Source organism: Halostella salina (assembly GCF_003675855.1).
Classification (GTDB): domain Archaea; phylum Halobacteriota; class Halobacteria; order Halobacteriales; family Natronoarchaeaceae; genus Halostella; species Halostella salina.
This window is the reverse complement of sequence record NZ_RCIH01000003.1, coordinates 13,938-32,937: the sequence shown is the minus strand read 5'-3', so window position 1 is coordinate 32,937 and position 19,000 is coordinate 13,938. Positions and strand designations below refer to the sequence as shown.

General features: G+C 68.8%; 18 protein-coding genes. 8 read left to right on the top strand and 10 right to left on the bottom strand.

What is annotated here, in order from left to right; translation table 11 throughout:
- Window positions 1–36 precede the first annotated feature (36 nt).
- Window positions 37–372, top strand: coding sequence for a hypothetical protein (locus D8896_RS06230; protein ID WP_121821234.1), 336 nt, complete (start codon window positions 37–39; stop codon window positions 370–372).
- Between the two features lie 4 nt (window positions 373–376).
- Here D8896_RS06230 and D8896_RS06225 read toward each other — a convergent pair whose 3' ends face one another.
- The 3 genes from D8896_RS06225 to D8896_RS06215 all read right to left on the bottom strand — a co-directional run bounded on the left by D8896_RS06225 (window position 377) and on the right by D8896_RS06215 (window position 3,483).
- The gene (locus D8896_RS06225) at window positions 377–1,753 is read right to left on the bottom strand and encodes an aminotransferase class III-fold pyridoxal phosphate-dependent enzyme (RefSeq protein ID WP_121821233.1); all 1,377 of its coding nucleotides are present in this window, start codon (window positions 1,751–1,753) and stop codon (window positions 377–379) included.
- Between the two features lie 54 nt (window positions 1,754–1,807).
- Complete coding sequence (locus D8896_RS06220; protein WP_121821232.1) at window positions 1,808–3,079, bottom strand: MgtC/SapB family protein; 1,272 nt, start codon at window positions 3,077–3,079, stop codon at window positions 1,808–1,810.
- A gap of 128 nt (window positions 3,080–3,207) precedes the next feature.
- Complete coding sequence (locus D8896_RS06215; protein WP_121821231.1) at window positions 3,208–3,483, bottom strand: PadR family transcriptional regulator; 276 nt, start codon at window positions 3,481–3,483, stop codon at window positions 3,208–3,210.
- A gap of 225 nt (window positions 3,484–3,708) precedes the next feature.
- On the opposite strand from D8896_RS06215, the gene D8896_RS06210 reads away from it, so the two are divergent.
- Window positions 3,709–3,987, top strand: a complete 279-nt coding sequence (locus D8896_RS06210) for an amphi-Trp domain-containing protein (protein WP_121821230.1) — start codon at window positions 3,709–3,711, stop codon at window positions 3,985–3,987.
- A gap of 231 nt (window positions 3,988–4,218) precedes the next feature.
- On the opposite strand, the gene D8896_RS19265 is transcribed toward D8896_RS06210, so the two are convergent.
- Window positions 4,219–4,365, bottom strand: a complete 147-nt coding sequence (locus tag D8896_RS19265) for a hypothetical protein (RefSeq protein ID WP_162991482.1) — start codon at window positions 4,363–4,365, stop codon at window positions 4,219–4,221.
- A gap of 37 nt (window positions 4,366–4,402) precedes the next feature.
- Window positions 4,403–4,861 carry a DUF7528 family protein gene (locus D8896_RS06205; RefSeq protein ID WP_205596786.1) on the bottom strand — a complete coding sequence of 153 codons (459 nt, stop codon included), beginning with the start codon at window positions 4,859–4,861 and terminating at the stop codon, window positions 4,403–4,405.
- 103 nt (window positions 4,862–4,964) lie between these two features.
- On the opposite strand from D8896_RS06205, the gene D8896_RS06200 reads away from it, so the two are divergent.
- Window positions 4,965–5,678 carry a DUF7117 family protein gene (locus D8896_RS06200; RefSeq protein WP_121821229.1) on the top strand — a complete coding sequence of 238 codons (714 nt, stop codon included), beginning with the start codon at window positions 4,965–4,967 and terminating at the stop codon, window positions 5,676–5,678.
- Window positions 5,679–5,693: 15 nt separating this feature from the next.
- Here the strand turns inward: D8896_RS06200 and D8896_RS06195 are convergent, their stop codons facing one another.
- Both D8896_RS06195 and glyA read right to left on the bottom strand, forming a co-directional pair.
- Window positions 5,694–6,587: a bifunctional methylenetetrahydrofolate dehydrogenase/methenyltetrahydrofolate cyclohydrolase gene (locus D8896_RS06195; protein ID WP_121821228.1), complete on the bottom strand. Its 894-nt coding sequence runs from the start codon at window positions 6,585–6,587 to the stop codon at window positions 5,694–5,696.
- A gap of 148 nt (window positions 6,588–6,735) precedes the next feature.
- Entirely contained in the window at window positions 6,736–7,983 is a 1,248-nt protein-coding gene (glyA, locus tag D8896_RS06190) for a serine hydroxymethyltransferase (protein ID WP_121821227.1), read from the bottom strand.
- Window positions 7,984–8,122: 139 nt separating this feature from the next.
- Here glyA and D8896_RS06185 point away from each other — a divergent pair, with 139 nt between their 5' ends.
- From D8896_RS06185 to D8896_RS06175, 3 genes are all read left to right on the top strand, one after another.
- On the top strand, window positions 8,123–10,174 hold the full coding sequence (locus D8896_RS06185; protein WP_121821226.1) for a hypothetical protein: 2,052 nt from the start codon (window positions 8,123–8,125) through the stop codon (window positions 10,172–10,174).
- 135 nt (window positions 10,175–10,309) lie between these two features.
- Window positions 10,310–11,125, top strand: coding sequence for a transcriptional regulator TbsP (tbsP, locus tag D8896_RS06180; protein WP_121821225.1), 816 nt, complete (start codon window positions 10,310–10,312; stop codon window positions 11,123–11,125).
- Between the two features lie 108 nt (window positions 11,126–11,233).
- Window positions 11,234–12,949 (top strand): YcaO-like family protein, encoded by a 1,716-nt coding sequence (locus D8896_RS06175; protein ID WP_121821224.1) that lies wholly within the window; start codon window positions 11,234–11,236, stop codon window positions 12,947–12,949.
- A gap of 290 nt (window positions 12,950–13,239) precedes the next feature.
- Here the strand turns inward: D8896_RS06175 and D8896_RS06165 are convergent, their stop codons facing one another.
- The 3 genes from D8896_RS06165 to D8896_RS06155 all read right to left on the bottom strand — a co-directional run bounded on the left by D8896_RS06165 (window position 13,240) and on the right by D8896_RS06155 (window position 15,411).
- Window positions 13,240–14,403, bottom strand: coding sequence for a DUF63 family protein (locus D8896_RS06165; protein WP_121821222.1), 1,164 nt, complete (start codon window positions 14,401–14,403; stop codon window positions 13,240–13,242).
- Between the two features lie 93 nt (window positions 14,404–14,496).
- Window positions 14,497–14,949: an Lrp/AsnC family transcriptional regulator gene (locus D8896_RS06160; protein WP_121821221.1), complete on the bottom strand. Its 453-nt coding sequence runs from the start codon at window positions 14,947–14,949 to the stop codon at window positions 14,497–14,499.
- A gap of 81 nt (window positions 14,950–15,030) precedes the next feature.
- Window positions 15,031–15,411: a DUF7522 family protein gene (locus tag D8896_RS06155; protein ID WP_121821220.1), complete on the bottom strand. Its 381-nt coding sequence runs from the start codon at window positions 15,409–15,411 to the stop codon at window positions 15,031–15,033.
- Between the two features lie 167 nt (window positions 15,412–15,578).
- Here D8896_RS06155 and D8896_RS06150 point away from each other — a divergent pair, with 167 nt between their 5' ends.
- Window positions 15,579–16,334 carry a ribonuclease H-like domain-containing protein gene (locus D8896_RS06150; RefSeq protein WP_121821219.1) on the top strand — a complete coding sequence of 252 codons (756 nt, stop codon included), beginning with the start codon at window positions 15,579–15,581 and terminating at the stop codon, window positions 16,332–16,334.
- A gap of 42 nt (window positions 16,335–16,376) precedes the next feature.
- Complete coding sequence (locus D8896_RS06145) at window positions 16,377–18,977, top strand: ABC transporter substrate-binding protein (RefSeq protein ID WP_121821218.1); 2,601 nt, start codon at window positions 16,377–16,379, stop codon at window positions 18,975–18,977.
- Window positions 18,978–19,000 lie beyond the last annotated feature (23 nt).

The following is a 19,000-nucleotide window of genomic DNA, read 5'->3' as shown; positions in this document are numbered from 1 at the left end:
CACAAACGGTTTCCGTTCGCCGTTCCGAGTTCGACCATGGTCAGCGCGCTGTACCGCGGTCTCGCCCTGTTCGCCCTGCTCGTCGTCGCCGTGCTCGTCGGGGCGGTCGTCGCCTACCGACGGTACGGGCACGACGACAGTGGCGTCAGCGTGCTCGACTCGCGGGTGGACCTCGCCTTTCGCGCCGGCCTGACGGTCGGCGCGCCGGCGATGGCGCTCGGCGTCGCCGGCGTCATCGGGGACCAGTTCGTCGGCGACACCGCTGCAGCCGTCGCCTTCGCCCTGCTCGTGTTCGGGACGGGCGTCGTGACGCTGACGACGGGCGGGATGGTGGCGAACCTGATCGTCGTCCGCGAGGCGACCCGGGACTGACTCGTTACTCGTTGCTGACACTTGCCGCCGGAGCCACGTCGGCGATGGACTCCAGCAGCAGGTCCGCACCGAGGTCGATCTCCCGTTCGGTCACGTCCAGCGGCGGGAGCAGGCGCAGCGTCCGGTAGCCACAGCCCAGCGTGAGCAGGCCGCGTTTCAGCGCCGCCTCCTGCAGGTCGTCGCGGCGTTCCTTCGTGTCGAGGTCGATGGCGACGAGCAGCCCCTTGCCGCGCACGTCCGTGACGACCTCGTCGTCGGCCTCGCGGAGCCGGGTTTTGAGCTGTTCGCCCCGGGTGACGGCGTTGTCCATGAGGTCGTACTCCTCGATCGCGTCGAGCGTCAGCACGCCCTGAAGGGCCGCGACCACGTCGCCCGCGCCCCACGTCGAGGAGAGGCGGCCCCGCTCGTCCGGGAAGGTATCCTCGTTCGCTATCGTCGCGCCGACGCGGAGCCCCTTCGCGCTGGTGATCACGTCGGGTTCGATCGCGTAGTGGTCCGAGCCCCACATCTCGCCGGTGCGACCGACGCCCGACTGGATCTCGTCGGCGATGATCGGGATGTCGTGTTCGGCACAGACCGCCTGGACCTCCTCCATGAACGCGTCGCTGGGGAACCGGTAGCCACCTTCGCCCTGGATCGGCTCCATGATGAGGTACGCCACCTCATCGGGGTCGATGTGGCCGCGCTTCGGGTCCAGCTTTCGCCGCAGAACGGAAGGGTCGTCCGCGCCGCCGGGGAAGAAGCCGCAGTCACAGGAGCCGGGCGCGCAGTTCGAATCGTCGCAGAAGGGCACGTCGTGGACGCCCGCCATCTCGGGGAACTTCCGGCGGTACACCGACTTCGAGCGGTTGAGCGAGAGCGCGCCGAGCGTCCGGCCGTGGAACGCGCCGTCGAAGGTGATGGCGTACTTCGCTCCGTCGCGGTGGTCGTAACAGGCCTTGATCGCGTTCTCGACGGCCTCCGCACCGGAGTTCGACAGGAAGACGGTGTCCATGTCGTAGTGGTCGGACAGGTCGGTAAGTCGGTGCATCAACTGCGTCGGGCCGGGGAACTCGGGGTCCTCCGGCGGCCACCCGCCGCTGGCGTAGAAATCCTGTCCGGCGATCTTCAGCGGGTCGACGAGGTCGAACGACGCCAGTTTCTCCTCGATCTTCGGGTTGTTGTAGCCGAGCGGCGCGGCGGCGACGTGGCTCGTGAAGTCGAGCAACACGTTGCCGTCCACGTCCGTACAGAACGGTCCCTCGGCGTCCTCGGTGATGTCCCAGACGAAGTCGTAAACGTAGGTCGTCGTGGCGGCGGCCTCGTGGTGGTAGTCGGCCCACTCCTGGGCTCGCTCGCCCGGCATCTCCGTGACCTCCGGCGTCGCGGTGTGCCTGTCCATACGACACAATCCGGGAGGGATAGGTTAAATAATTCGTTACGGTCGGCGCAATTCTTACACTCCGACGGCGACCGTCGCCACGCCCGCGCCGAGCAACAGGACGGTGCTCCAGAGCGCGACGCGGTAGGCGAACCGCCGGTTCGGCCCCAGCACCGTCAGCATCGCCTTGACGCCGATCGAGGAGGCCGTGGCCAGCAGGATGCCGATGACCGCAGTCGTGCCGCCGATGGTGCCGCCCCGGTAGAGGACGACGGCCGACGTCGTCCCGCCCGCGCTGGAGACGAGGCCGGAGAGGAACGTCGCGACGTAGAAGCCGGCCGATCCGAACTGCTGTTGGCCGACGGCCCCCGCGACGATGACGAGCGCGAAGATCCCGCCGAAGGCCAGCGCGTTCGTCAGCGAGAACGGGCTGGTCAGGTCGACCTGCACCGTCTCGGACCAGTCGGCGGTGTAGGCGGCGATGGCGAAACTCCCCCCGACCACAGTGCCGAGCGGGAGTATCGCACCCGTCAGCACGTCCGGGAACGTGAACGCGACCGCGATCGCGAGGTTCCGAACCGCCATCGCGGCGTCGGCGAGCAGGATGGCGGCAACGGCGTAGGACGACACGTCCGGTCGCTGGCGCGCGTGGTCGAGCATCGTCCCCACGACCGCGGTCGACGAGGCGAGCCCCCCGAAAAAGCCGGTGACGGCGATGCCGCGGCCGCCGTACGTCTGGACCACGATGTAGTTCACGATGCCGATGGCGGCGACGGTGACGACCATCAGCCACACGACGCGTGGCTCCACCGAGACGGTGACCGGTTCGGCCCCGACGGTCATCGAGCCGGCGGGGAGCAGTGGGTAGACGACGAAGGCGAGGATGGCAAACTCCGTGGCTGACTGGATCTCCTCGCGCGAGAGGCTGTCCGCGAGGTCGTGTAGCTCCCGCTTCAACACCAGCAGCAGCGACGAGAGCACCGCGACGGTGACGCCCTCAAGAATGTACCCGCGGCCGACGAGCACGCCGACGCCGTACGTCACGAGCATCGAGACGGAGGTGGTCAGCGAGAGCCCGCCCTCGTCCGGGTCGGTGAGCAGGCCCTGAGTCGCCAGAACGATCCCCTGCACGATGACGAGGACGCCGCCCACGACGAGGAGTTCGGGGCGGTCGAGCACGGTAAACACCGCGCCAAGCAGGCTGATGAGCGAGAACGTGCGGATCCCGGCGTCCTTGTGCGACCACTCGCGTTCCAGCCCGAGAAACAGCCCGAGCGCGCCGGCCAGCGCTATCCGGACGACAGTGCTCTCCAGCGGCGCCGACGTGAGCTGTGCGACGACTTCCACTCTTCCCCCTTTTTCGGTGGATAAGTTAATTCTTGGCGAGATCCGATCGCCCGGTCACGTCACCGGGTAGCGGGGACCGGAGACCTGGGGCGGCCGGTCATCGCCGTTTCGACGGCGTTCCGTAGCCGTCAGACCGTCACGTACTGGGACTCCCAGTCGCGGCGAGCCTCTATCTCGCGGCTACCGCGCCGAGTGAGCGTGTAGAAGTTGGTCCGGCGGTCACGCTGCCCCTTCTCCACGAGGCCCTTGTCGACGAGCGTGTCGAGGTTCGGGTAGAGACGCCCGTGGTGGATCTCCTTCTCGTAGTAGGCTTCCAGTTCCTCCTTGATCGCGAGTCCGTGTGGCTCCTCCTCGCCGGCGATGACGTACAGCAGGTCTCGCTGGAATCCTGTCAGGTCGTACATTGGTAAAGTACGCAATGGGGTTAGTGTAGGAATAAAATAAACATACCGACTTACTGCCGTTCATCCGGGCCAAACATCCATATTTCAGTTGTTTCCACAAACAGCACATTACTAATATATCTGAACAGAGCGACTAACTGTCGGCCGGCAGTACAGTCCAGGGCGTCGCCTGCCGACGCCGTCGCACCGACGTTCGCTTATTCCGTAGCGGCACGTATCGGGCGTATGCCCGAAGAAGTACTCTTCGAGTCAGAGAGCCGGATGGACGGTGCGGAGATCGCGTCGGTGCTCCGAAACGTCGCGAACAAACTGGACGACGGCGACCCGGTGACGTTCGCCGCAGGCGAGGAGTCGGTTACGGTCGACCCGCCCGCATCGCCGACGTTCGAGATCAAAGTCGAGCGCGAGACTGGGTCCGGCCCCGACGAGACGAGCTTCGAGCTCGAAGTCGAGTGGAGCGAGAGCGACGGAAGCGACGCTGAGGGTGACGTCCGAGTCGAGTAGAGCGAAACCGACGAACGCGTCGCTGGTGACGATATGCGAGTCGAATAGGAAATGGAAAGCGAACCACGCGAGTGAAAAGCGCGCGTGGTTCGCTTGCCGCCCTGAATTGGTCCCCGCTGACGCTTCGGCCCTCCAAGCGAAGCGTCACCTGTACGTAGAAGCGAGGATACCTTAAATGTAACGACCCGGGAACAGACGTGTCGGCGTACGATTACTTTCGTGGGACACTGTTCACATGTGTTCTTCCTCCAGCACCCAGCCGAGCGCCCGCCGGTAGTAGCTGAACATCTGCCGGACGCCCTCGTGGTTCATCTCCTCGTCGTCCAGTTCCTCGACGAGAAACTCGTACTGCTCGCGGATCTCCTCTTCGGAGCGCATGGCGGGGCGTACGGCCGCGGACGGTATGAATCCCGGGCTACTCGTCGGGGTTCACCTCCGGGTGGTCCCGTTTGCGCGCCGTGAGGGGTTGCCGGGCCGCGAGTTCGCAGTCGAAGCCGTCGTGTTCGGCGAAGTGCCACACGAGCATGTGCCGGCGCGCGCCGGTGAGGCCGGCGTGCCGCACGTCGTCGGCCGTGAACTCGTCCGGGAGTCGCTCGTACAGTCGCCGGCACTCCGCGAACCCGTCGAACACCTTCCGGTGGCCGGACGACTCCGCGCCGCGGCGCTCGACGACGTACGCGCCGTCCGCCCGGTGCGTGCCCGCCGTGCGGACGAACTCCCGACGGTCGGAATCCGATGGCGGTCGCTGGTCGGGGTGTTCGTCTGTCGGCGCAGTATCGGCGTTACGTTCGGGGGAGAATTTCTCGACCAGCCGCCGCGTGGCGACTTCCTCTATCCTCGGTGTCGGACTGCGGGGTCTGGAACGACATTGCACCCGACCGTACCCCCGGAGCCCCAATAAACGCGGCGGTCACGCAGATCCGGCCGGGGTGCCGCGAGCCGCCGGAGTTTTGGCCCGCCGCGGCGAACCGGCACCCATGGAGATCCGCGGCGAGCGCGAGTGTCAGGACTGCGGGACCCGCTGGTCGTACTACGACACGGGCAGCGTCACCTGCCCGGACTGCGGGAGCATGCACAGCGTCGGCGTCGACGAGGAGCGACGGCTGCACACCACCAGCCCCGTCGATCTGGACCTCACGGAGGCGCGGGACCTGGTCGACGTGAAGCCGCTCCACCGGGTCGCCGACGCCGCCAAGGAGACCTGTCGCGATTACGTCCGCAAGCGCGGGTTCGTCCACGGCGGCGACCTCCGCGAGCTGGACGAGACGTATCTCGCGGCCGCGGAGCTCATGCACGCCGCCGACGTGTTCGGGCGGTCGTTCCAGCCCTCGGAGGCCGAGGAGATCTACTTCCTCGAACTGCTCCGCGGCGCGGACGAAGGCGAGCGCCCCAACGCCGCCGATGTCCCCGAGTCGATCCGCGAGGCGCGGGGGCTGGCCGCCGCGAACGCCGTCCGCGAGTACGGCCGCGACCTCCGGCAGTGGAACGACGACGCCGACCCGGCCGCGGAGGACGCGCTTGAGCGCCTCGGCGACCACGTCAAACGCGTCCGGGCGCTCGGCGGCGACGTGGCCCCGCGAACCGCCAACGCGCTGGTCGCCGTCGTCCGGGACATCTCGGCGTACTGTCGGGACGGCGACGAGAACGCGCTCGCCACCGCTACCGACCGGCTGGACCGGCTGGAGACGTAGCGCGCTTGGGACGAGTCAGGGCAGTTCCACGTCGACGCCCTCCTGCAGGCTCGTCGCCTTCACCGTGTTGTACAGGAGCATCGCGATCGTCATCGGGCCGACGCCGCCGGGGACGGGCGTGATCGCCGACGCCTTCTCCTTCGCGCTCTCGAACTCGACGTCGCCGACGAGTTCGTACCCCTTGTCGGTGTCCGCGTCCACGCGGTTGATCCCCACGTCGATCACCGTGACCCCCTCGGACAGCATCGACCCGTCGATCATCTCCGGCACGCCGGCCGCGGCGACGACGATGTCCGCGTCGCGGGTCTTCGCGGCCAAATCCCCGGTACGGGAGTGACACACCGTCACCGTGGCGTTACCGCCCTCGGCCTTCTGGATCAGCAGGTTCGCCATCGGCTTGCCGACGATCTCCGAGCGCCCGACCACGACTGCGTCCTTCCCCTCGGGGTCCACGTCGGCGGCGTCCAGTAGCTTCTGGATGCCGTGGGGCGTGCAGGGCTTGAATCGGGCGTCGCCCGCGACGAGGCGGCCGACGTTCTCCGGGTGGAAGCCGTCCACGTCCTTCGCCGGGTCGACCCGGCGGAGCACCTCCCGCTTCGGGACGTGCTCGGGGAGGGGCATCTGGACGAGGATCCCGTTGACCGACGGGTCGGCGTTCAGTTCGTCGATGGTGTCGTACAGCGCCTCGGGCGGTTTCTCGGGGTCGATGTCGACGTGGGTCCCGTCGATGCCGACCGACTCGCAGGCCTTCTGCTTCATCGAGATATACGTCTCGGAGCCGGCGTCGCCGCCCATCAGCACGGTGGCGAGACCGGGCGTGACGCCCTCGGCTTCGAGCGCGTCGATGGCGTCCGAGAGGTCGTCGCGGATGCCGTCGGCGACCGCGTTCCCGTCGATGACGTTTGTCATTACGTACATCGGCGAGCGCGGCGGCCTTCAACCCTCGGGTTCGTGCGTATCTTCGACTATCTCGATCAGGATCTGTGCAAAGAAGTGGATCATTCAGGGACGCGGGACCGGGGGCGTTCGGGCGGGCGTGGGGGGGCTCGCCGCTCCGTTACTCGTACAGCGGGTGCTCGTCGCAGAGCGCCTGCACGCGCTCGGCGACCTCCGCTTTCACGTCCGCGTCGTCGACGTTGTCGACCACGTCGGCGATGCACGCGCCGACCTGCTCCATCTCCTGGGCCCCGAACCCACGACTCGTCAGCGCGGGCGTCCCCGCTCGGATGCCGCTGGCGACGAACGGCGACCGCGTCTCGCCCGGCACCGTGTTCGCGTTGAGGACGATGCCGACCTCCTCCAGGGCCTCCTCGGCGTCGCTGCCCGTCACGTTGGGGTGGGACTCGCGGAGGTCGGCCAGCACGAGGTGGGTGTCCGTGCCGCCCGAGACCAGCGAGAAGCCGCGGTCCTCCAGCGTCTCGCCCAGAACTTCGGCGTTCTCGACGACCTGCTCGGCGTACGTTTCGAACTCGGGCTCCAGCGCCTCCTTGAACCCGACGGCCTTGCCGGCGATGTTGTGCATCAGGGGGCCGCCCTGCGCGCCGGGGAAGACGGCGCTGTCCACGTCGTCGGCGTACTCCTCGTCGCACATGATGATCCCGCCGCGGCCGGCGCGGATCGTCTTGTGGGTGCTGCCCGTGACGAAGTCCGCGACGCCGACCGGCGACTCGTGGACGCCCGCGGCGACGAGTCCGGTGATGTGGGCGATGTCCGCGAGGTGGTAGGCGTCGACGGCGTCGGCCGCGGCCTGCACGCGCTCCCACTCGACCTCGCGGGGGTACGCGGAGTAGCCCGAGACGATGATGTCCGGCTCGAACGCCTCGGCGTGCTCGCGGAGGCCCTCGTAGTCGACGTACCCCGTCTCCTCGTCGACCTCGTACTGCTCCACCTCGTACGTCTGGCCGGCGAAGTTCGCCGGGTGGCCGTGGCTGAGGTGGCCGCCGTGGGTCAGGTCCAGGGAAAGGATCTTGTCGCCTGGGTCGAGCATCGCCAGATAGACGCCCATGTTCGCCTGCGAGCCGCTGTGGGGCTGGACGTTGACGTGGTCGGCCCCCCACAGCTCCTTCGCGCGGGAGATGGCGAGCTCCTCGACCTCGTCGGCGTTCTCACAGCCCGCGTAGTAGCGCGAGCCGGGGTAGCCCTCGGCGTACTTGTTGGTGAGCGCGCTCCCCTGGGCCTCCAGCACCGCCTCGCTGACGTGGTTCTCGCTGGCGATCATCGACAGCGTGTCGCGCTGCCGGTCCACCTCGTCGGCGAGGGCGTCTGCGACCGCCGGATCGGCCTCGCGGACGGTGTCGTAGTTCATGTTCGAACACGGGTCGGGCGCGGCCATAAGTGTACCTTTCTCACGACGACGGCCCCGGTGCCCGCCCGCCGACAGCTCGTATCACACCTGTAGCTTCCGAAAGAATAACCTGCCAGTGCCCCGTGCTCTCAGGCCAACGATGGAGTGGGTGGAGACCGAATCCGGCCTGCGGGCGTCCGCCGACGGCGCGGACCTCGCAGTGGCCGCCCCTGGGTTCGACCTCCGCGCGACCGACGCGACGCTCCCGCGACGGACCGACGGCGCGCTGGCCGGCACCGCCGACGAGTTTCGGATCCCGTCCCGCGACCTCTCCGTCACCTCGCTGGCGACCGGCGAGCGGATCGACCCGCTGCGTGGCCCGTCCCGACGCGACCTCCCGGCCGACGAGTACGTCGTCGAAGCGGCGGCATCGATCGACCTCGTCCTCCGATTCGAGGGGGCCGCGGTCGTCCGAGCCCACGGCGACGAGACGGTCATCTCCTTCCCCGAGCGCCGTCGCTGTGATATCGGGTTTCGCGCGCCACGGGACCGTGCCCTCGAAACCGTCAGGGTCCCGCCGACGCCGTCGGGACTGGCGACCGCGCTGACACACTGCGCCGCGGCCCACGAGACCGTCGGCCCGGAACGGTCCTTTCCGGCGCTGCGCGGCCATCCGCCGCTGGTCGAGACGGCCGAAACGATCCGCGACGAGCACGTCCCCGACCGCGTCGTCGCCGCGACGCCCGAAACGGGGATCGAGGTCGCGGCACCGCCGTCGTTTCCCGACCTCTTCGTACTCGCGCCGCTCGCGTACTACCTCGGTGCCGACGTCGTGACCGAGGAGCGAAGCGCCGCCGTCGTCCGCGCCCCCTCGGCCGGCGTCGAACGGCAGTTGGACCCGATGCCGGGTCTGGAGCGGTCCACCCCGCGGCTGCTGAGGAAGGCGTTCTTCCTCGACTGTCTCGTCCGGGAAGTCGGGCCGCGGGCGAGCGCGCTGGCGGAGCGGAACCTGCTCGACGCGCTCGGCCTCGACGCCGCCCGGCTCGCCGATATGTCGCCCGCCGAGCGGCTGTCGACCTACCTCGACGTGCCGTACGGGGCGATAGAGCGGCGGCTCCCCGACTGGCACCTCTCGACGTACGTCGAGCCGCGACCGGAGCGCGTCGACTGTCTCCCGTACCTGCTCGACGACATGAGCCTCGTCTACCGCCCCCGGACCTCCGAACTCGAAGGGTCGGAGCTGGTCGAACGGTCGCTCGACGACTTCTACCGCGCGCCGTCGGCGGGCGGCTCCGGACAGGTGGCCTCGGTCGACGTGGTCGAACCGGAACTCCGCAGCGGTCGCGTCCACGGCTGGCTCGCCGACGGCGTCCCGATAGACGTGTTCAAATCGGCACAGGCGGCCCACGAGAACCGCCTCGACTACCGCGACCGGGACGACGGTCCCACGTCGGTGACGGTCGTGCTCAACGACACCGAGATGGCCAAGGAACACGACGAGGTCGAGCGGATCTACCGTGAGCGGTCGGAGGACATCCCGCTCGACCTTTCCGTTCGCCGCCGGTTGCCACGGGCCGAACTGGCCGAGGTGTTCCAGTCGCGGCGGGATTTCGTCCACTACATCGGCCACTGCGAGCGGGACGGACTCTGCTGTCCGGACGGCCACCTCTCGGCGGCCGAACTCGACGATTGCAACGTCGAGACGTTCTTCCTCAACGCCTGTGGCTCCTACCACGAGGGGATGGCGCTCGTCGAGCAGGGCAGCGTCGCGGGCGCGGTGACGTTCTCCGAGGTGCTCGACGACCACGCGGCGACGGTCGGGTCGACGTTCGCGCGCCTGCTCGTCCACGGCTTCTGCATCGAACGGGCGCTGCGGCTCTCCCGCCGGCGGATCCTGATGGGGAAGGATTACGCCGTCGTCGGCGACGGGACGCACGTCCTGACAGGCGGCCGGGAGCGCCCGCCGGCGACGATACGGCTTCAGGGGGTCGACGGCGGGTTCCTGCTGACCTACGACCAGTTCTCGCCGGGGAACCTCGGCGCGTTCTACCGGCCCCGCGCCGGCGACGGCGAGTACGCCTACCTCTGTGGCAACGAGTCGGAGTTCGTGCTCGACCGGGAGGCAACTCGCACCTTCCTCCAGGGGGTGGAGATGCCAGTCGTCCACGACGGGGACGTGTACTGGTCGACCGACCTCGCTCGCTCGCTGTAGCGCTCGCCGACGCCGAGCCGATGGCCGGGGCAATGAATCCCACGCGTTCGGCCGGAACAGTCCGAAACGAGCAAGATTTGCTCCGAATCCGGCCAGTAAAATTAAATAGCTGGCTGTTCTTTCTGCCGTATAGGCATGACCTCGAATTTACTGGACAGCCAACTTGACGATATACTGACCCGGGTGCTTTCCGACGCCGACGACGTGATCGTCGTCAACCCGACCGCGGACGCGATCGAGGACCTGATCCGCGTCGCGATCGACGCCGACGAAAGCCTCCCGTCGATCCGACTGCTGGCCGACGAGCGCACGCTCAAGGACGTGATGGACGACTTCATCGTCGCCAGCAACGCGGCGGACCTCATCGACGAGGGCTCGCTCGCGCTCCGCACGACCGACGACGACCGCCGGAACTCCCTGCTCGTGACGGCCGACAGCGTCGTCGCGCTGGTCGACGCCGGCGACCAGGTCGGCGGCCTCACCGCCGACGACGGCGGGTTCGTCGACGCCGCCTACGACGCCTACGACACGCAGTGGGACGACGCCGACGAGTTCGGCCTCCGCACGCCGCCGATCAGCCGCGTCCGCGAGACGCTGGCCGACGAGATCAGCGCCGACGCCGAGTCGGACTTCACGACGATCCTCGACTCGCTGGAGACCGCCCGCGGCGACGGCGACGGGCTCGACGAGGTGACGATCAGCCTGCTGGTCGCCGCCAAGAACGAGGCCCTGCTGTACGACATCAGCAAGTGGGGCGAGGACGTGGGCATCGCCTCGAAGGCGACGTTCTCCCGCACCAAGACCAAGCTGGAGGACATGGGCCTGATCGACACCGAGAAGGTCCCCATCGACGTCGGTCGCCCCCGCCTGCGCCTGAAGCTCGGCGACGACCGGCTCCGCGACGCCGAGAGCGACGAACTCGCCAGCGCGGCGACCAGCCTGCTGGCCTGACGCTGCGGACCGTTTCTCCCCTTCGACGCCGTCCCGGTAGCGTCGTGTCCGTCCCGGACGCCACGTGAACCCGCCGCCCTTTTGCTCCCGCCGCGAGTTGTCCACGCCATGAAGGTCACGTACGTCGGGGACGGGCCGGCCGTCGAGGCCGCCCGTGCCGCGCTCGAAGACGCAGGCGTCGAAGGGTCAAGCGGCACGCCCGGGAGCGTCGCGGCCGCCGATTTCGCCCTCGTCTCGGCCGTCGCGGGCGACGACGACTTCGCGGCGGCCGACCGGGCGGCCCGCGACGGCGGCACGCCGTGGCTGGCCGTCGAGGTGGGCGGTCTGGGCGGCGTTCCGCTGGCGGCCATCGACGCCGCCGTCGCCGGGTTCGCGCCGTCGTCCGGCTGTTTCGACTGCCTGCGCCAGCGCGTCGCGGCCAACGCGTCCGACGGGGAAGTCGCCGAGGACGCCTCGGCGGACCGCGCCGCCGTCCGGCTGGCGGGCGCGATAGCGGGCCGGGAGGCCGTCACCCTGCTGTCGGGCGGGGAGTCGTCGATCCTCGGCGGCGTCGTCGAGGTGCCCCACGCACGCCGGGAGTTCCGCCCGGTTCCGGGGTGTGACTGCGGCGGCGAGCGCGACCGCTCGCTCGGCCGCGACCACGAGGCGGTCGACGTGGACGCCGCGCTCGCCCGCGCCGAGCGCGCGCTGGACGAGCGCGTCGGTCTCGTCAACTCCGTCGGCGAGATCGAGTCGTTCCCCGCGCCGTACTACCTGGCGAACAACGCCGAGACGGAGGGGTTCAGCGACGCGTCGGCCGCCGCGAAGGCCGCCGGCGTCGACGCCGACTGGGACCGGGCGTTCATGAAGGCGCTCGGCGAGGCGATAGAGCGGTACTGCGCGGGCGTCTACCGCGAGGACGAGTTCCGCGTTGCGCGTCCCGACGACGTGGCGGACGCCGTTCCGCCGTCGGATCTGGTCCGCGGTACCGACGAGTCGGTCGACGAGCCGATCCCGTGGGTGCCCGGCGAGACCCTCGCGTCGGGCGACCCGGTCTCGCTCCCGGCCGAGGCGGTCCACTTCCCGCCGCCCGAACAGCGCCACCTCCAGTCGATCACCACCGGTCTCGGGCTCGGCACCTCCACCGTCGGCGCGCTGCTGTCCGGGCTGTACGAGGTGGTCGAGCGCGACGCGACGATGCTCGCCTGGTACTCCACGTTCGACCCGCTCGGGCTGACTGTCGAGGACGAGCGGTTCGAGACGCTGGCCCGCCGGGCGCGTTCGGAGGGGCTGACCGTGACGCCGCTGCTGGTGACACAGGACGTGGACGTGCCGGTCGTCAGCGTCGCCGTCCACCGCGACGGCGAGTGGCCGCGATTCGCGGTCGGCTCCGACGCCGACCTCGACCCGGACCGGGCGGCGACGGCGGCGCTCGCCGAGGCCGTCCAGAACTGGACGGAACTGCGCTCGATGGGACCGGCGGAGGCCGCCGAGGACCCCAGCGCCATCGCCGACTACGCCGACCGCCCGCCCGAGGCCGAGGCGTTCCTCGACGCGGACGGTTCGGTGCCGAGCGACCGGGTCGGTCCGGGCGACGTGCCGACCGGCGCGGCGGAACTGGACGCCGTGGTCGACCGGGTCGCGGACGCCGGGTTGACGCCCCACGCCGCCCGGCTGACGACCCGGGACGCGGCAGGGATCGACCTGGAGGCCGTCCGGGTCGTCGTCCCCGGCGCACAGCCGCTGTTCACCGGCGACCCCGTCTTCGGGGAGCGTGCGGGGACCGTCCCGGCCGACCTCGGGTTCGAACCGCGCCTCGACCGGCGACACCATCCGTACCCCTGAGCCGCCGTCTGATCCCGGCGAGCGTCGTCTATTCCCCCAGCACGTAACTTTATGTTGGGACCCCACGTACTCCCTAGCGGTGTGTCATCCTATCGCATGAACGTACGTGGCTTCTTCGGAGGACCGGAATGACGACGGAGTTCGACCTCGGCTGTGCGACGTGTGGGGGGCGACTCGAAGAGCAAACGCTGGGAGCGGACGCGGTTAATGCGAACGTGACTGGGACGGTGGACGTTGCGGTGTGTGCCGACTGCGGGAGCCGACATTTCCCGGAGCGGGCGCTCGCGGCGCTAGATGCCGAACGTGGCCCGGAGCATGTCCCGGGTTCCGGGCCCGAGACCGACCGCGAGCACTGTAATCAGTAGGATGATCGTGTAGCGCGGGTTCTCCTCGAATATCTGCTCGTCGAAGATCCAGACGACGAAGACGGCCGCGACGAGCTTCACGAACAGGAACGGCCACGCGGTGCCGGTGTAGTGGGTGATGCTGGCCGGCAACACGGCGTCGGTGAGGTCGACGATCCCCGCGTTGACCGGGTGTTTCGGCCCGAGGTCGCCGTAGTGGACGCCGAGTTCGCCGGCCCAGTCCAGGCCGACGACGTTGGCGACGCCGTCGATGGCGTGGCCCCAGATGATCACCAGCCCGATCAGCCCAGTCCCGCGGTTGACCTCGGGCGCGTATCGCTTGACGAGCGCCCATGTGATCCCGGCCGACAGCGTCGCGCCGACGAGCACGACCCCGAGGATCGCGGGGTAGAAGTACACGTACTCCTTCGTCGCCGCGAGGGCCCCGAGATAGCCGACGCAGGCGACGAGCGCCGCCGTTCCGATGCCCGCCAGCGGGTACTCGTAGCCGGAGACGTACCCGTTGCGGTCGAGCCACACCGAGATCACGACGGCCGCCAGCGCGAAGAAAAACATCGTGAAGTAGATCAGCGGGCTGATGAGCAGCGTGTTCAGCGGGTAGCTGATCGGCTGGCCCACGCCGGCGCGGATCGCCGCGACGTTCGCGTCCTCGACGACCCGGAGCGCGCCGCCGAACAGCATGAACGGGAACAGCGCGAAGAAGCCGACCCGGTAGCGCTGGATGTCGAGCCGCCGGAGCAGAAACATGACGCCGATCAGCGCGATCAGCAGGATGATCACGTACCCGATCTCCGAGACGATCGTGTAGCCGGGTTCGGCCACCGGACCGATCTCGGCGAGGCGTTCGGGGTCGTTCGCCAGCGCCCGACACTCGTCTACACCCAGCAGGCGGCGTTCGCCGTCAGCCCAGGCGACACAGCTCGCCCCTTCGGAGTCGGCGTACACCGGGCCCCAGAAGTAGTGCCAGACGAACTCCGCGTACACGGTCCGGGGGAAGACGACCGACCCGATGCTGAAGCAGGCCACGAGGGCGGCGACGAGCGCGGCCCACCCGCGTTCGGGGTCGATCCGGTCCAGAACGTCGTCCATAGCGTGCATCTGCGACGCGGGCGGTTTGACGTTTCCGGTCTCGTGCGCCCGCCGCGCGTTGCCGGTCCCGCGGGCGTTCCAGTGTGACCGGCGCTACTCCACCGGCAGCTCAGGACTCTCGTGGTGGGTCCCGAGGATCACCATCGTCTGCGACCGGGCGAAGCCGTCCATCCGGGCGACCCGTTCGAACATCAGCTCCCGGAGCGCGTCGGCGTCGTCGGCGTACACCCGCGCCATCACGTCCCACTCGCCGGTGGTCAGGTGTATCTCCTGAACGCCCTCGATCTCCTGCAAGCGGTCGAGCGTGTCCTGCTCGCGGCCCTGCTCGACGCGCAGGCCGACGACCGCGGAGATGCCCAGTCCGACCGCCCGCGGGTCCACCTCGGCGTGGTACCCCTCGATGACGCCGGCCTCCTCCATCCGGGAGACCCGGTCGTGGACGGTCGCGCTCGACATATCGATCTCCCGTGCCACCTCGCTGAACGGCGTCCGAGCGTCGGCCTGGAGGATGCGGAGGATCTCCCGGTCCGTCTCGTCCAGTTCCATACCCGGGGTTGGGATCCCGGTGTCGTCAATCTATCCCCGGACAACCGGACCGTCGGGGTCCGATGCCGTGACCGGCGGCCGTCAGCGCTCCTCCAGGATCTCCGAGAGCGCGGCCGCGACGTCCTCGTACGTCTGCAGCGTCATGCTGTCCGCCGTCGCGAACACGCCTTCGGTGTCGGTCGTCACGCGGACGAGGTAGCCGTTTTCGAACGCGCGGATCGTGAACTCGTAGTCCCCCAGTTCGGTCCCCTCGTACGCCGACTGCGTGGTCTTGAAGTCCTGCCACTCGTTGCCGATGAAGCCCATCAGGTCGGCGTCCTGCTCCAGGTCGTCGCGCAGGTACAGCTGCTCGAAGTCGTCCCGCGTGAAGTAGGTGATCGACCGGAGGCTGTCGCCGATAGCCGTGCGACACAGCGAGACGACCCTGTCGGCCGCTTCGTCCGCCAGCAGATCGTTTTCCATAGTCGATTGGGACAGATGCGAGCACCATAACGGTACTGCTCGACGCCCGAACGCGGGGACGAAACCGCCCGGCGCTCCGCCCGAACGCGTCGCCGGAGAGCGTGGTGGCCGGCCGCGAACTCCTCGGTGTAGAAAGGGTTTTGTCGCCGCGGCGCACCCGTCACCACGTGCGCATCGAGAACAGCTTCATCCCGGTCGACGGCGTCGGCGAAGCGACCGAGCGCCGGCTCTGGCGGGACGGGGTCACGCGCTGGGAGGCGTTCGACCCCGACCTGCTCGGGCCGACGACCGGCGAGCGCGTCGAGGAGTTCATCGCGACGGCGTGGGAGCGCCTCGACGACGGCGACGCCGACTTCTTCGCCGAGCGGTTCCCGCAGGGGAGCCACTGGCGGCTGTACGAGAACTTCCGGTCTGATGTCTGTTACTTCGACATCGAGACGACCGGGCTCTCGCCCGAGCGCGACCGCGTGACGACGGTGAGTTTCCACCAGGACGGCGAGACGACGACGCTCGTCCGCGGCGAGAACCTCACCGCCGACGCCGTCGAACGGCAGTTCGCTGACGCCTCGCTCGTCGCGACGTTCAACGGCAAGCGCTTCGACGTGCCGTTCCTCGAAACGTCGTTCGACGTGTCGGTCGATACGCCCCACGTCGACCTCATGTACCCCTGCCGGCAGGTGGGTCTCACCGGCGGCCTGAAGGCGATAGAGCAGGCTGTCGGGCTCGAACGCGACCGGCCCGACATCTCCGGCGAGGACGCCGTTCGCCTCTGGCGCGAGTACGAGGCCGGGAACGACGGCGCGCTCGACACGCTCGTCTCGTACAACCGCGAGGACGCGGCGAACCTCGCGACGCTGATGGAGACGGTGACGGAGCGGCTCCACGCCGACGTGTTCGAGGCCGAGCGCGGCGACGACCCGTAACCTGTCACCAAATTTATTCCCCCTCCGGCGGACCGAAACAGTATGGATCCGACGCTCTCACGACGACGATTGCTGCAAGCGACGGCCGGCACGGCGACGGCGGCCGCGGTGGCCGGTCGGAGCATCGCGGAACGGCGGTCCGCCATCCCGCCCGGCACTGACGTACTGCAACTGGTCGCCGGCCGCGCCGAAAGCTTCGACCCCGTGGTCGCCAGCGACGAGACCTCGATGGAAGTCATCACGCAGGTGTTCGACACGCTGACTCATTTCCCGGACGGCGAAACCCGGGCGGAGCCGCTGCTCGCCAGCGATATCCGGACGGAGGACGACGGCCGCTACGTCGAGATCGACCTGAAGCGGGGCGTCCGGTTCCACGACGGGAGCGAACTCACCGCCGACGACGTGGTGTACTCGTTCGAGCGGATCGTCCAGTCCGACCAGTCCCGATATCAGCTGTTCCTGCTCGACGACATGGGTATCGAACACCGCTCGGGCGACGGGGAGTACGCTCCGGGGTCGCTGGCGGTCACGGCGGAGTCGGAGTACACCGTTTCGATACGGCTCGAAACCCCGTTTCACTCCGTCGAAGAGATGCTCGCGATGCCCTGGTGCTCGATCATGCCGGAGGGGATCGTCGGCGACGTCGAGGGGTACAGCGGCGAGTTGCAGCAGCCGGCGTTCGCGCAAAACCCCGTCGGCACCGGCCCGTTCGAGTTCGTTGGCTGGGAACCGGGCAACGGGATCGAGGTCCGTCGGTGGGAGGAGTACCACGGGACGGTTCCGTCGGTCGAGGCGGTCAACTGGCGACTGATCCAGGCTCCGATGGACCGATACGGCTATACGGTCGTCGACGAGAACGCCCACGAGGTCACCGTCCCGCCGGAACGGTTCGACGCGGGGAAGCGCTCCATCGACCGAACCGACGACCGCGGCCGCCGGATCGGCACCTACGGGCCGCTTGAGAACGAGAAGACGGTGGACTACTTCTCCGTGCCGGACCTGATCACCTACTACGTCGGGTTCAATCAGGAGAACACGAACCGGGCCGTCAGGGAAGCGTTCGCACACGTACTCAACCAGTCGACGGTGGTTGAGGAGCTGTTCAACGAACCGGCTCGACCCGCGGCCCACCTGACCCCACCGAACCTGTTCCCGAACAACGCCGCGGGCTACCGCGAGCACGCCGAGCAGTACCCGTACGGTATCGACGAAACGAACATTCAGCGCGCACGGCAGATCATGGAGCAGGCGGGGTACAGCGAGAGCGACCCCTACGAACTGGAGTTCGCCGTGTACACGGGGGCGTTCTGGGCCGACCTCGGGGGGATTCTCAGCGACCAGCTCCAGTCCGCGAACGTCGACCTCACGGTCCAGCGGATGGATTTCGGGACGCTCACCGAACGCGGACGCAACGGCGACCTCGAAGCGTACTCCCTGGGATGGGGAGGCAACTACCCAGGTGCACCCGATTTCCTCCAGCTGTTAGCCCCGGAGCGCGCCGACGCCCAGTCGGCACCCCTGTCGTACGTCGACTGGGCCGGAACCAACGCAGCCGAGGAGGCGGCCGCGGCGTGGGAGTACATCCAGCAGAGGCCCGATCCGGATCCCGGCGCGTACGTCGCGATGGAGCAAGCGAACTGGGAGGACATCGTTCTGCTCCCTGTGCTCCACCCGGTCATAGAAACGATGTGGTACGACACGCTCGACGTGCCGATGCACGGCTCGGTAGGTCGGCAGAAGTACAACACGGTGACCGACCCCGGCAATGGCGGGGGAGGCGGTGGCGGCGGTGGTGATGAAGATACCGGCGGAGGCGGCGGCGGAGGGGCCGGCGGCGGCAGCGGTCCGACCGTGCGCTTCACCGACGATTTCACGATCCCGGACCGGCTGTACGTCGAACCGGGGACGACCGTTACGTTCGAATGGGCCGAGGGCGGCGCGCACAACATCGTCGTCGACAGCCAGCCCGACGGGGCGAACTGGAGCGGCGTCGAGCCGATCGAGGACCCGGGGTTCGTCCACGAACACACGTTCGAGGTCCCCGGCGAGTACGAGTACCACTGCGCGCCCCACGAGGGTGTCGGCGAGGTAGGATCCATCGTCGTCGCGGAGAATCTGGGCGACGACCCCCGCGTGGTCGAGCACACTGGCGACAACACGTTCGACCCGGAGGAACTGACAGTCGAGGTCGGGACGACGGTCCGGTTCCGGTGGGCCGACGGCAGCCACAACCTCGCTGTGGAGAGCCAGCCCGAGGGAGCAACGTGGCAGGGACACGAATCAGTCGAGGACGAGGGCCACGTCCACGAGCACACGTTCCGGGTCGTCGGCGAGTACGAGTACCACTGCCAGCCCCACGAGTCGCTCGGGCAGGAGGGCGTCGTCACCGTCGTCGCCCCGGGGAACGCCGGTGGCGGCGGTGGAGGCAACGGCGGAAGCGGCGGCGGTGGCGGCAATGGTGGCGATGAGTCGGGCACCGACGACGTGACCGCCGATGCCGCCGGCAACGAGTCCGCCAACGGCTCGGCCGAGTTCGCAGGCGACTCCCAGGCGATGCCCGGCTTCGGCGTCGGGAGCGCGCTGACGGCGCTGGCAGCGGGCGGCGCGATCCGCTGGCTCACTGACGACGACGAAGCGGAGTAGCGTCAGCCGTCGCTGGCGGGCGG

Bases quoted from the DNA above. Each gene is read 5' to 3' on its own strand.
- D8896_RS06230 (WP_121821234.1), top strand. From the start codon at position 37: ATGGTCAGCGCGCTGTACCGCGGTCTCGCCCTGTTCGCCCTGCTCGTC.
- D8896_RS06225 (WP_121821233.1), bottom strand. From the start codon at position 1,753: ATGGACAGGCACACCGCGACGCCGGAGGTCACGGAGATGCCGGGCGAG.
- D8896_RS06215 (WP_121821231.1), bottom strand. From the start codon at position 3,483: ATGTACGACCTGACAGGATTCCAGCGAGACCTGCTGTACGTCATCGCC.
- D8896_RS06210 (WP_121821230.1), top strand. From the start codon at position 3,709: ATGCCCGAAGAAGTACTCTTCGAGTCAGAGAGCCGGATGGACGGTGCG.
- D8896_RS19265 (WP_162991482.1), bottom strand. From the start codon at position 4,365: ATGCGCTCCGAAGAGGAGATCCGCGAGCAGTACGAGTTTCTCGTCGAG.
- D8896_RS06200 (WP_121821229.1), top strand. From the start codon at position 4,965: ATGGAGATCCGCGGCGAGCGCGAGTGTCAGGACTGCGGGACCCGCTGG.
- D8896_RS06195 (WP_121821228.1), bottom strand. From the start codon at position 6,587: ATGACAAACGTCATCGACGGGAACGCGGTCGCCGACGGCATCCGCGAC.
- glyA (WP_121821227.1), bottom strand. From the start codon at position 7,983: ATGAACTACGACACCGTCCGCGAGGCCGATCCGGCGGTCGCAGACGCC.
- D8896_RS06185 (WP_121821226.1), top strand. From the start codon at position 8,123: ATGGAGTGGGTGGAGACCGAATCCGGCCTGCGGGCGTCCGCCGACGGC.
- tbsP (WP_121821225.1), top strand. From the start codon at position 10,310: ATGACCTCGAATTTACTGGACAGCCAACTTGACGATATACTGACCCGG.
- D8896_RS06175 (WP_121821224.1), top strand. From the start codon at position 11,234: ATGAAGGTCACGTACGTCGGGGACGGGCCGGCCGTCGAGGCCGCCCGT.
- D8896_RS06165 (WP_121821222.1), bottom strand. From the start codon at position 14,403: ATGGACGACGTTCTGGACCGGATCGACCCCGAACGCGGGTGGGCCGCG.
- D8896_RS06160 (WP_121821221.1), bottom strand. From the start codon at position 14,949: ATGGAACTGGACGAGACGGACCGGGAGATCCTCCGCATCCTCCAGGCC.
- D8896_RS06155 (WP_121821220.1), bottom strand. From the start codon at position 15,411: ATGGAAAACGATCTGCTGGCGGACGAAGCGGCCGACAGGGTCGTCTCG.
- D8896_RS06145 (WP_121821218.1), top strand. From the start codon at position 16,377: ATGGATCCGACGCTCTCACGACGACGATTGCTGCAAGCGACGGCCGGC.